The following is a 12500-nucleotide window of genomic DNA, read 5'->3' as shown; positions in this document are numbered from 1 at the left end:
AGCTCATCCGATCCGTGCGCGGGATCCGAGGATGCCCTGTGGTCGTATGGAGAGAATGACGATCAGGACGACCAAGCCGCCGACATACTTGAGGTCGGGGTTGATCCAGTAGGTCGACAGCTGAACCAACAGGCCGACGATCACGCAGCCGACAAGCGCGCCGTAGGCGGTGCCCAGGCCGCCCAGGGTGATCCCGGCGAACATCAACAGCAACAGCTTGAATCCCATCTCCCATTGGACCTGCCCGGACAGTTCGGAGAGCCCGAACAACACGCCGCCGAGACTCGCCAGCGCGCCCGCGAGTGCCCAGACGAAGAGGATGACGCGGTCGACGTTGATCCCCGAGGATGCAGCGAGGTCGCGGTTGTCGGCGACCGCGCGCATGGCCTTGCCGATCTTCGTGCGCTGCAACATGGTTGCGACGGCGACCAGCACGATCAGGCTGATGATGATGCACCACAGGTTCACCGGGGTGATCGCGAAAGCCCCTGAGCCGATCTGCTTCTGGGCCTGGTAGTCGTCGAACGGCTTGGACCGGTCGGAGTAAAAGATGAGGATCAGGTACCGCGCGATGAGTGCCAGACCGATGGACACCACCAATTGGGCCACGAGACCCGATCGTCGCCGCCGCAGTATTCGCCACAGGCCGAGCTCGTTGAGCATGCCGACCAGCGCACCGACCACGATGGAGATCACGGTGGCGAGGATGAGGTTGAGCCCCAACTTGACGTTGATCGCCCAGGCGATCACCGCCCCCAGGGTGACCAGTTCGCCGTGGGCGAAGTTGGTCAGCCCGGTGGTGCCGAAGATGAGGCTGAGACCCACACCGGTGATGGCGATGATGAGACCGAAGCGGATGCCGTCGATGGCCAGGCGGGTCAGCTTCGAAACCGCCGAGATCTGGGTGGAGGTGCGTTTGGCGCCGAACGAGAAGATGACCGGCCGGTCGGTTCCCGCGGTGAGCACCACCGGGATCGACCGGGTCTTCTCCTGGAGCGAGATGCCCTGGGGCAGTGTGGATTCGTCGATGGTGACGGTATAGCTGCCCGGGGGCAGGCTGATAGACCAGGCGCCGGTGGCGCTGGATTTCGCGGTCCCGACCACCGCACCGGAGGCGTCGGTGGCCTTGACCGTCACATCGGCCACCCGATCGGTCCCGTTGCGCAGGGTGCCGAAGATCTTGACATCGGTGGGCGCGGCGCTCGCGGTGGCCGAGTCGACCACGGCGCCGACGGTCAGAAACGTCAGCGCGGCGAGCAGCAGACCCGCACACATGCGCGCGGCGCGAAACGGCAATCGCCGCGTCGGTACCGGCATTCGGACAGGCATCAGCGGTGTTCCTCCCAATGATCGTTGCCCGGTTCCGTTCGTCCGTTCCTCGCACGCGCGTCACCTTGAAGATGGACTCTAGTGCGCGGCTGACCATCTGGTCGGACGAAAGCCGATCCGGTGCTCGACCGGTGTGTCGGGCCGAGCTTGTGCTCGTGCTCCATCGCCGAGCACTCCCGGGCTCCGGTCGCGGCCGGGTGTCCGATGCCCTCACTACACTTCGGGTGTGAGCCCGAGTCGAACGTCCGAGTCATCCACGAACGCCCGCCGATCGTCTACATCGCGATCCACGCCGGACCCAACACCCCCGCGGTTGATGTTGCTCGACGGCCACTCGCTTGCCTACCGCGCGTTCTTCGCCCTCCCGGCGGAGAACTTCAAGACGGCCTCCGGTCAGACCACCAACGCGGTCTACGGCTTCACGTCGATGTTGATCAACCTGTTGCGCGATGAGGCGCCCACGCACATCGCTGCTGCCTTCGACGTGTCGCGGGCGACCTTCCGCTCGCAGATGTACCCCGAGTACAAAGCGCAGCGCAGCAAGTCCCCCGACGAGTTCAACGGGCAGGTCGATCTGACCAAAGACGTGTTGGCCGCGATGGGTGTCCCGGTGCTGGCCATAGAGGGCTACGAGGCCGACGACATCATCGGGACGTTGACCACCCAGGCGCGTGCCGCCGACTACGACGTCCTCGTGGTCACCGGGGATCGAGATGCGCTGCAACTGGTCGACGCCCACACCACGGTGCTCTATCCCAAACGCGGGGTGTCGGAGCTGACGCGGTTCACCCCCGAGGAGGTCGAGTCCAAGTACGGTCTGACCCCTGCGCAGTACCCCGATTACGCGGCACTGCGCGGCGATCCGAGTGACAACCTGCCCGGTATCCCGGGTGTCGGTGAGAAGACCGCGGCCAAGTGGATCCGTGAGTTCGGGTCGTTGGCCGACCTGGTACACAACGCCGATCAGGTCAAAGGCAAAGTGGGCGAGGCACTTCGGGAGAATCTTGCCTCGGTCCAGATGAATCGCCGGCTGACCGAGATCGTGCGCGACATGAGTTTGCCGATGGGCCCGGACGACCTGGCCCTGCAGCCCTGGGACCGCGATCGCATCCATCGGCTGTTCGACGATCTCGAGTTCCGAGTGCTCCGTGATCGCCTGTTCTCGACGTTGGCATCGGTCGAGCCCGAGGCCGAGTCGGGCTTCGAGGTGCGCGGTGAGGTGCTGTTGGGTGGATCTGTGCGCGACTGGTTGGACGAGCACGCCCGCACCGGGCGCACCGCCCTGTCGGTGGTGGGTCCGCAGCAGGTGTTCGGGTCCGACACCGAGGGCATCGCCTTCGCCGCCGACGACGGCCGCGCCGCGTGGTTGGACACCGCCGTCATGACCCCCGAGGACGAGGCGGCGTTGGGGGAGTGGCTGGCCGATCCTGCCATCGCCAAAGCAGTGCACGAGGCGAAGTGGGCCATCCACGCGCTCCGTGGGCGTGGTTGGCGTATCGACGGGATCACCAGCGACACCTCGCTGGCCGCCTACCTGGTGCGGCCCGGTCAACGGTCGTTCAAACTCGACGACCTGGCGTTGCGGTATCTGCGCCGCGAGCTCACCGCCGACGATGCACCCTCCGACGGTCAGATGTCGCTGCTCGACGAAGAGGGCAGCGACGCCGTCCGGCTCGGTGAACAACAGATGATCGCTGCACAGGCTGTGCACGAGCTGGCCACGACGCTGGACGCCGAGTTGGAGAAGATCGACTCGCTGGGCCTGCTGACCGACATGGAACTGCCGTTGCAGACCGTGCTGGCCGAGATCGAGGCCACCGGGATCGCCGTGGACACAGCACATCTGGAGAACCTCGGAGAGTCGTTCGCCGCCCGCATCTCCGACGCCGCCGAGGCGGCGTACGCGGTGATCGGGGAGCAGATCAACCTCGGATCGCCCAAACAGCTGCAGACTGTGCTCTTCGACAAACTCGAGATGCCCAAGACCAAACGGACCAAGACCGGTTACACCACCGACGCCGACGCACTCGAGGGGCTGTTCGAGAAGACCGGTCATCCGTTCCTCGAGCACCTGCTCGAGCACCGCGACGCCACCCGGCTGAAGGTGACCGTCGACGGGCTGCTCAAGTCGGTCGCAGACGACGGGCGTATCCACACCACGTTCAACCAGACCATCGCGGCCACCGGGCGGCTGTCGTCCACCGAACCCAATCTCCAGAACATCCCGGTCCGCACCGACGCCGGTCGCGACATCCGCAAGGCGTTCGTGGTGGGACTGGGCCAGGGTGAGGCGGCGGCCTACGACAATCTGATGACCGCTGACTACAGCCAGATCGAGATGCGGATCATGGCGCACCTGTCCAAGGACGCAGGCCTGATCGAGGCCTTCAACACCGGTGAGGACCTCCACAGTTTCGTGGGGTCGCGGGCATTCGGTGTACCGATCGATGAGGTGACCCCGGACATGCGTCGCCGGGTCAAGGCCATGTCCTACGGACTTGCGTACGGGCTCAGCGCCTTCGGGCTGGCCGCGCAACTGAAGATCAGCACGTCAGAGGCCAAGGAACAGATGGAGGCCTACTTCGCGCGATTCGGAGGGGTGCGTGACTATCTGCGCGAGGTCGTCGACATCGCCCGGCGCAACGAGTACACCTCGACGCTGTTCGGGCGGCGGCGGTATCTGCCCGACCTCAACAGCGACAACCGGCAGCGCCGCGAGGTGGCCGAGCGGGCCGCACTCAACGCCCCCATCCAGGGCACCGCGGCCGACATCATCAAGGTCGCGATGATCAACGTGCAGCGGTCGATCGAGCAGGCCGGCCTGCGGTCGCGGATGTTGCTGCAGGTGCACGACGAGTTGGTGTTCGAGGTGGCCCCGGACGAGGGCGAACAACTCGAGGCTCTGGTGCGTCGCGAGATGGGCGGGGCCATCGAGCTGTCGGTGCCGCTGGATGTGTCGGTCGGGTTCGGATCGTCCTGGGACGCAGCCGCCCACTGACGGTGCGCCGCGCTCAGTCAGGCTTGTGGCAGCAGAAGATGGCGGTCCCGGGGAAGTACTGGCCCCGCAGTGGACTCCACTGACCCCATTGCTGGTCCAGCCACTCCGGCCACTCGGGCTCGACGATGTCGTCGACGATCAGTCCCGCCGAGCGGATCTCACGTATCCGGTCGCCGATGGTGCGGTGATGCTCGACGTAGGTGACGGTGCCGTCGTCGTCGACCTCCACATACGGTGACCGGTCGAAATATGGGATCGTCGCGGTGAGGCCGACCGGACCCGGGTCGTCGGGGAAGATCCAACGCATCGGATGGTTGACGGCGAAAACCCAGCGGCCGCCGGGCCGTAGGACGCGGGCGACCTCGGCCATCACCCGCGCCGAGTCGGCCACGAACGGTACCGCCCCGAACGCCGAGCACGCGATGTCGAACGACGCGTCGGCGAACGGCAGGTTCTCGGCGCCCGCCTGCACGAGGGCGGGCCCGGCGCCCGCGCCGGCGGATGGACCGCTGCGCAGCATGGCGGCGGAGACATCGAGACCGATCACCCGGGCACCGCGACTCGCCAGCCATCGGGCGCAGGGCGCCGAGCCGCATCCGACTTCGAGGATGTCGCGCCCGGCGACCTCGCCGAGCAGAGCCGCGTCACCTTCGTGGAGACCCTCCGGGCACCACACGAACTCGCCGTGCACCGAGTCGGTACCGAGGAAACGGCCGTGTTCGGCGTGGTAGTTCGCCGCGTCGGCATCCCACCACCGGCGATTGGCGTCCTCGCTGACGGCCGAGTCGGGACGTAGTCGTGTCGTCGGTGTGTTCATGCGTGCTCCTGCACGATCCGGGAGGAACTGGCGGTGGCCCGAGGCGGCTGATGCGCCGGTGGTGGGGTGACGCACGCGTGGGTTCGATGGCCATTTGCCCAGGACACGGGCGTGAGCGTACGCTGATCTGCGCGCGCGCCCATGCGTGCGCGGGTCCGTCGCGTCGACGGTCGCCCGATCGACTCAAACTACAACAACGTGTCCGGAGCAACCCACCACATGCCGTCCACCACAATCACCTCGCCGCAGGTAGCCGTCAACGACATCGGCTCTGCCGAGGATTTCCTCGCCGCCATCGACGCCACGATCAAGTACTTCAACGATGGTGACATCGTGGAAGGCACCATCGTCAAGGTCGACCGCGACGAGGTCCTGCTCGACATCGGGTACAAGACCGAGGGCGTCATCCCCTCGCGTGAGCTGTCCATCAAGCACGACGTCGACCCCAACGAGGTCGTCAACGTCGGTGACGCGGTGGAGGCGCTGGTCCTCACCAAGGAGGACAAAGAAGGCCGGTTGATCCTCTCCAAGAAGCGCGCTCAGTACGAGCGCGCCTGGGGGACCATCGAGGAGCTCAAGGAGAAGGACGAGGCTGTCAAGGGCACCGTCATCGAGGTCGTCAAGGGTGGTCTGATCCTCGACATCGGTCTGCGCGGCTTCCTCCCGGCGTCGCTGGTGGAGATGCGTCGCGTCCGCGATCTGCAGCCGTATATCGGCAAGGAGATCGAGGCCAAGATCATCGAGCTCGACAAGAACCGCAACAACGTGGTCCTGTCGCGCCGCGCGTGGCTGGAGCAGACCCAGTCTGAGGTCCGCAGCGAGTTCCTCCACCAGCTGGCCAAGGGTCAGGTCCGTAAGGGCGTGGTGTCCTCGATCGTCAACTTCGGCGCCTTCGTCGACCTCGGCGGCGTCGACGGTCTGGTGCACGTCTCCGAGCTGTCGTGGAAGCACATCGACCATCCGTCGGAGGTCGTGGCCGTGGGCGACGAGGTCACCGTCGAGGTGCTCGACGTCGACCTGGACCGCGAGCGTGTCTCCCTGTCGCTCAAGGCGACCCAGGAGGATCCGTGGCGTCAGTTCGCCCGCACCCACGCGATCGGTCAGATCGTGCCGGGCAAGGTCACCAAGCTGGTGCCGTTCGGTGCCTTCGTCCGCGTCGAGGAGGGCATCGAGGGCCTGGTGCACATCTCGGAACTGGCCGAGCGTCACGTCGAGGTGCCCGATCAGGTCGTCGCGGTCAACGACGATGCATTGGTGAAGGTCATCGACATCGATCTCGAGCGTCGTCGCATCTCCTTGAGCCTCAAGCAGGCCAACGAGGACTACACCGAGGAGTTCGATCCCTCGAAGTACGGCATGGCCGACAGTTACGACGAGCAGGGCAACTACATCTTCCCCGAGGGCTTCGACTCGGAGACCAACGAGTGGCTCGAAGGCTTCGAGAAGCAGCGCGAGGCGTGGGAGGCCCGGTACGCCGAGGCTGAGCGTCGCCACAAGATGCACACCGTGCAGATCGAGAAGTTCGCGGCGGCAGCCACCGAGGCCGCCAACGCGCCGAGCGACTACTCCTCGGAGTCGTCGGATCCGTCGGCTGCGGCCGGCGAGGGTTCTGCTCCGGCCGCTCCGCGCGGCGGGTCGCTGGCCAGCGACGAGCAGCTCGCGGCGCTGCGGGAGAAGCTGTCTGGCAACGCCTGACACCTGGCTCTGACACCTTCAGACGCCCCGACCTGCCGGTCGGGGCGTCTGTTGTCGGTGTGGATTCACGCCACCGTCGCGTTCGATGAGACCCGGCCGCTGTGAGCCAACCGGCGGGGGCCGAATGATGTGAGCCAACCGACACCGCGAATTTCGTGCGTTCGGTCCCTCGATGGCGATCGTGACGTGTGGGTTGGATATGTTGATTTCCGAGCACGTCACGGTCTCACCGCCTCCGGTGGCCCCACGGTGCCGGACAAATCTCGAATCGGCTCTGTTGCCCGCATCGGGCTGCAACGATCTGTGAGGACGAGGGGACCACGCGTATGAACATGGTGAGCAGGTTGCAGATCAAGCAACTGATCGCTTTGGTCATCGTGGCGTTGATCGCTCTGTCCGTCGTCGCCGTTCGCTACGCGCGCATCGATGCGCTGGCCGGGATCGGCCAATACACCGTGCACGCGGACTTCAGTGGCGACTCGGGCGGCATCTTCACCAACGCAGAGGTCACCTACCAGGGCGTGCCCGTGGGTCGGGTGACCGACCTGAAGCTGACCCGCAACGGAGTCCGAGTCGATCTGCAGCTGGCCTCCCGAGGCCCCAAGATCCCGGCGTCAGTAGAGGCGGTGGTGGCCAATCGTTCGGCGATCGGGGAGCAGTACGTCGATCTGCGACCGGTACGCCCCGGGGGTCCCTACCTGGAGGACAACTCGGTCATCACCGACACGAGCGTCCCGGTCGCTGTCGAGGATTTCGTGGCCAGCACCATCGAACTCACCTCGTCGGTGCCGCTGGACGACCTGAACACGGTGATCACCGAGCTGGGCAAGGCGTTCAACGGCCGCAGCGACGATCTGCGATCGCTGGTGAACGCGCTGAGCAATCTGTCCAAGTCGGGCAACGACAATCTGCCGCAGACCATCTCGCTGATCCGTAACTCCGACACCGTCTTGCAGACCCAGTCCGAGCAGTCCGACGCGATCCTGGAGTGGTCGCGCAGCCTCGGGCTGATCACCGCCCAGCTGGCCACCAGCGATCCCGATCTTCGGCGACTGCTGACCACCGGCACCACCTCGGCCTCCGAGCTCTCGGCGTTGCTCACCCGAAGTGGCGGCGACATCACCACGGCGGTGCGCAACCTCGCACTCGACGTCCGCAACGTCCGGGGCACGTTCTTCAATGCCTCGCCGGCCCTGGCCATGCTGTCGCAGATGTCCGGCGGATCGAGCAGCACCGCCAACGGTGACGGGCACATCCGTTTCGGCATCACCTTCGAGACCAACAACCCGCCGTCTTGCACGGTCGGGTACGAGGGCACTCAGAAGATCATCGCCGAAGAGAAGCGCAAGAACCCGAACTTCGACATCAACTACGACGACTTCCCGTTCAACACCGATGCGCGTTGTGCTGTGCCGCAGGGAAATCCGACCGATGTCCGCGGGGCGCAGAACGCCAAATACGGCGACCCGCGCATCACGCAGCCGTGGGACTCCACACCCAAACGCGATCCGGACAAGCTCGACCTCAACCCGCTCGCGACGCAGCTGTCCTACCTGCTCGGAGTCTTTCCCGCGGCGGCATCGAGGTAGGTCGCGCGTTCGCGTCTGCAAGACTGGGGCCGTGATCAGAATCGGGCTCACAGGTGGAATCGGGGCCGGCAAATCGACCGTGGCACGCACCTTCGTCGATCGCGGCGCCTACCTCATCGACTCCGATGTCATCGCCCGTGAGGTGGTGGCGCCGGGGACCGAAGGACTCGCCGCGCTCATCGAGGCGTTCGGAACCGACATCGTGGCCGAGGACGGGTCGCTGGACCGACCGGCTCTGGCCGCACGAGCGTTTGTCGACGACGAGCAGCGGGCTGTGCTCAACGCCATCACCCATCCGTTGGTAGGCGCCCGGACCTGGGAGCTGCTGACCGCCGCGCCTGCTGATGCTGTTGTGGTGCAGGACATCCCGCTGCTGGTGGAGAACGGTCTCGCGCCGATGTTCAACCTCGTGGTCATCGTGTACGCCGACACCGAGACCCGCATCGCCCGGCTGGCTGAGCACCGGGGGATGGCTCCGGCCGATGCGCGGGCACGGATCGCCGCCCAGGCCACCGACGAGCAACGACGCGCCGTCGCCGATGTGTGGTTGGACAACAGTGGCGATCCAGCCGCGTTGGCTGAGGCAGCGGCGGTGGTGTGGGACGAGCGTCTGATCCCGTTCGCCGCCAACGTGACCGCGCAGCGCATTGCACCTAGTCGGTACGAGATCGTCGAGTCCGACCCGTCCTGGCCCGATCAGGCGCGGCGGCTCGCGGCCCGACTGAGGCTGGTGGCGGGGGCCGAGGCGATCGGTGTCGATCACGTCGGCTCCACCGCGGTGCCTGGTCTGGCTGCCAAGGATGTCATCGACCTGCAGGTGACGGTGGCCCGGCCAGATGACCTCGATGCGGTGTCGGCCCGATTGGTCGAGGCGGGTTTCCCCGCCACCGGCTACACCTCCGACGAACCACACGGCGATGTGGTCGACCCGGCCGCATGGATCAAGCGCGGCCACGGCAGCGCCGATCCCGGTCGGCCCGCGAACGTCCACGTGCGAGTCGACGGCGCCGCGAATCAGACGTTTGCGCTGCAGTTCCGGGATTTCCTGATCGCTGAGGCGCAGGTTCGGTCCGAGTACGAGGCCGTGAAGCGAGCCGCAGCGCGTACGGGTGAGCGCGAGGCGTACCTGGCGGTCAAGGAGCCATGGTTTGCCGCAACGTATCCACGCGTCCGCGAGTGGGCAGCACTGACGGGTTGGTCAGCCCCGGCCACCTGATTCACCCCGAGTCCCGCCAGGTGAGGGGACAGCCCACGGTGGCCAGCCAGGACTCCACGTCACCGTGCCGCGCAGCCCCGACCAAGGCATCAGTCGCCAGCTGCACGGCACGGATCGCGTCCCCGCGATCGAGCAGTCCGGCACGGTGTGCGTCGAACAGCTCGTCGACGTCGACCAACTCGAGAGGGGCGCCGGGCACGTCGATCAGATCGAGATACCAGTCGATCGCGTGCCACCGCCCAGCCGGGTCAGGACCTTCGAAATCGCCGACGTCGAGGTAAAGCCGTTGCCTGCTCGGGTGACCGGGGACGAAGTGGAAGATGCTCACCCGTAAACCGAGTCGCGGCAACAACCATGACTCGAGGTGGGAGAAGAGGGGATGGTCCGCCGCGCGTGACATGTACAGCCCGAAGTCGGTGGTCTGATACACCTCGACAGGCCGCGCCACCCCCTTGTTGTCCACGTTGACCCGGGCGGGGACGTCGAAGATCTCCCGTTTCGGCGGATGTGCGACGGACTCGCTCATGGCCGCGACTCTAGGTCAGCTCGCGGATCGGCGCCTGAGGTGTGCGGCGCCGGCGTGAGGCCCGCCCGCTCATCGTCATCGCTGTGAGTGTCACAGGACAGGCTTACGCTGGTGTCATGGCGTTTGCGGCAGAACATCCCATCGTGGCCCACTCCGAGTTCCGTCCGGTGGGGGAGATCGAGCGCTCGGAGGCCACGTTCGAGGTGGTCAGCGAATACGAGCCCGCCGGCGATCAGCCCGCCGCGATCGAGCAACTCGAACAGCGCCTGCGGGCAGGCGAGAAAGACATCGTCCTGCTCGGTGCCACGGGTACCGGCAAGTCGGCCACCACGGCCTGGCTCATCGAGCGGGTGCAACGACCCACCCTGGTGATGGCGCCCAACAAGACCTTGGCGGCGCAGCTGGCCAACGAGCTACGAGACATGTTGCCCAACAACGCTGTTGAGTACTTCGTGTCCTACTACGACTACTACCAGCCCGAGGCCTACATCGCCCAGACCGACACCTACATCGAGAAGGACTCGTCGATCAACGACGACGTGGAGCGGTTGCGTCACTCGGCCACCTCGAGCCTGCTGTCGCGCCGCGATGTCGTCGTGGTCGCCTCGGTGTCGTGCATCTACGGCCTGGGCACGCCTCAGTCCTACCTCGACCGCTCGGTGCACCTCGACGTAGGCCAGGAGGTGGATCGCGACGCGTTGCTCCGGCTGTTGGTCGACGTGCAATACACCCGAAATGACGTCGCATTCACGCGCGGCACCTTCCGGGTGCGCGGCGACACGGTCGAGATCATCCCCTCGTACGAGGAGCTCGCCGTCCGCATCGAGTTCTTCGGCGACGAGATCGAGGCTTTGTACTACCTACACCCGTTGACCGGCGATGTGATCCGTCAGGTCGACACCTTGCGGATCTTCCCAGCCACGCACTACGTCGCCGGACCCGAGCGGATGGAACGGGCTATGACGAGCATCGAGGCCGAACTCGAGGAGCGCCTGGCCGAACTCGAGAACAAGGGCAAGCTGCTCGAAGCCCAGCGGCTGCGGATGCGGACGAGTTACGACCTGGAGATGATGCGGCAGGTCGGCTTCTGCTCGGGCATCGAGAACTATTCGCGCCACATCGACGGTCGAGGCCCCGGGACCGCTCCGGCCACCCTCATCGACTACTTTCCCGACGATTTTCTGCTGGTCATCGACGAGTCACACGTGACCGTGCCGCAGATCGGAGGCATGTACGAGGGCGACATGTCCCGCAAGCGCAACCTTGTCGAGTACGGGTTCCGGTTGCCGTCGGCAGTGGACAACCGACCGCTGACCTGGGACGAGTTCGTCGACCGGATCGGGCAGACGGTGTACCTGTCGGCCACCCCGGGGCCCTATGAGCTCGGCCAGTCCGGCGGCGAGTTCGTCGAGCAGGTCATCCGCCCGACCGGTCTGGTCGATCCGCAGGTGGTGGTCAAACCGACCAAGGGTCAGATCGACGATCTGGTCCACGAGATCCGGGTACGCACCGAACGCGACGAACGCGTGCTGGTCACCACCCTGACCAAGAAGATGTCCGAGGACCTCACCGACTACCTGCTGGAGCTGGGTATCCGCGTGCGCTACCTGCACTCGGAGGTCGACACCCTGCGTCGCGTCGAGTTGCTGCGCCAGCTGCGGTCGGGCGAATACGACGTTCTCGTCGGGATCAACCTGCTCCGTGAGGGTCTCGATCTGCCCGAGGTGTCGTTGGTGGCCATCCTCGACGCCGACAAGGAGGGGTTCCTGCGGTCGACGACCAGTCTCATCCAGACCATCGGTCGAGCCGCACGCAATGTTTCCGGTGAAGTGCACATGTACGCCGACAAGATGACCGACTCGATGCGCAATGCGATCGAGGAGACCGAGCGGCGCCGCGAGAAGCAGATCGCCTACAACAAGGCTCATGGTGTCGATCCGCAGCCGTTGCGGAAGAAGATCGCCGACATCCTCGATCAGGTGTACCGCGAGGCCGAGGACGAGGTCGCCGAGATCGGCGGTTCAGGCCGCAACGCCAGCCGCGGTCGCCGCGCGCAAGGCGAGCCGGGTCGATCGGGGACATCGGCGGGCGTCATCGAGAAGCGTGACGTGTCGGCGATGCCCCGCGCCGAGCTCGCTGATCTCATCGCCGCGCTCACCGCGCAGATGATGAACGCTGCCCGTGATCTGCAGTTCGAGCTCGCGGGCCGTCTTCGCGACGAGATTGCTGACCTCAAGAAGGAACTGCGGGGGATGGACGCGGCGGGAATCCGCTGAACGGACAACACATTTCACGCTGGGCCGGGCGATGGTGGGCACGCTCGACCGTGG

8 protein-coding genes are annotated in these 12500 nt (G+C 65.9%); 5 read left to right on the top strand and 3 right to left on the bottom strand.

The genetic code is table 11. The features are described 5' to 3' along the window. Positions 1–3: 3 nt before the first annotated feature. The gene (locus KIK15_RS00160; RefSeq protein ID WP_214243147.1) at positions 4–1275 is read right to left on the bottom strand and encodes a branched-chain amino acid ABC transporter permease; all 1272 of its coding nucleotides are present in this window, start codon (positions 1273–1275) and stop codon (positions 4–6) included. Positions 1276–1645: 370 nt separating this feature from the next. On the opposite strand from KIK15_RS00160, the gene polA reads away from it, so the two are divergent. Further along, the gene (polA, locus tag KIK15_RS00155) at positions 1646–4327 is read left to right on the top strand and encodes a DNA polymerase I (protein ID WP_250323947.1); all 2682 of its coding nucleotides are present in this window, start codon (positions 1646–1648) and stop codon (positions 4325–4327) included. A 13-nt stretch (positions 4328–4340) separates the two neighbouring features. Here polA and KIK15_RS00150 read toward each other — a convergent pair whose 3' ends face one another. After that, positions 4341–5144, bottom strand: a complete 804-nt coding sequence (locus tag KIK15_RS00150) for a class I SAM-dependent methyltransferase (RefSeq protein ID WP_214242173.1) — start codon at positions 5142–5144, stop codon at positions 4341–4343. Positions 5145–5363: 219 nt separating this feature from the next. On the opposite strand from KIK15_RS00150, the gene rpsA reads away from it, so the two are divergent. The 3 genes from rpsA to coaE all read left to right on the top strand — a co-directional run bounded on the left by rpsA (position 5364) and on the right by coaE (position 9644). Beyond that, positions 5364–6839, top strand: coding sequence for a 30S ribosomal protein S1 (gene rpsA, locus KIK15_RS00145; RefSeq protein WP_214242172.1), 1476 nt, complete (start codon positions 5364–5366; stop codon positions 6837–6839). A gap of 332 nt (positions 6840–7171) precedes the next feature. Continuing rightward, a complete protein-coding gene (locus tag KIK15_RS00140) occupies positions 7172–8428 on the top strand; it encodes an MCE family protein (protein WP_214243146.1) in 1257 nt (418 codons plus the stop codon). A 31-nt stretch (positions 8429–8459) separates the two neighbouring features. Beyond that, the gene (gene coaE / locus KIK15_RS00135; RefSeq protein ID WP_214242171.1) at positions 8460–9644 is read left to right on the top strand and encodes a dephospho-CoA kinase; all 1185 of its coding nucleotides are present in this window, start codon (positions 8460–8462) and stop codon (positions 9642–9644) included. Position 9645: 1 nt separating this feature from the next. Here the strand turns inward: coaE and KIK15_RS00130 are convergent, their stop codons facing one another. Further along, on the bottom strand, positions 9646–10170 hold the full coding sequence (locus KIK15_RS00130; RefSeq protein ID WP_214242170.1) for a DUF402 domain-containing protein: 525 nt from the start codon (positions 10168–10170) through the stop codon (positions 9646–9648). A 116-nt stretch (positions 10171–10286) separates the two neighbouring features. On the opposite strand from KIK15_RS00130, the gene uvrB reads away from it, so the two are divergent. Next, on the top strand, positions 10287–12446 hold the full coding sequence (uvrB, locus tag KIK15_RS00125) for an excinuclease ABC subunit UvrB (RefSeq protein WP_214242169.1): 2160 nt from the start codon (positions 10287–10289) through the stop codon (positions 12444–12446). Positions 12447–12500: the final 54 nt, after the last annotated feature.

The sequence above is a fragment of the Williamsia sp. CHRR-6 genome (assembly GCF_018474015.1).
Classification (GTDB): Bacteria; Actinomycetota; Actinomycetes; order Mycobacteriales; family Mycobacteriaceae; genus Williamsia_A.
This window is presented reverse-complemented; position numbering and strand designations above follow the sequence as displayed.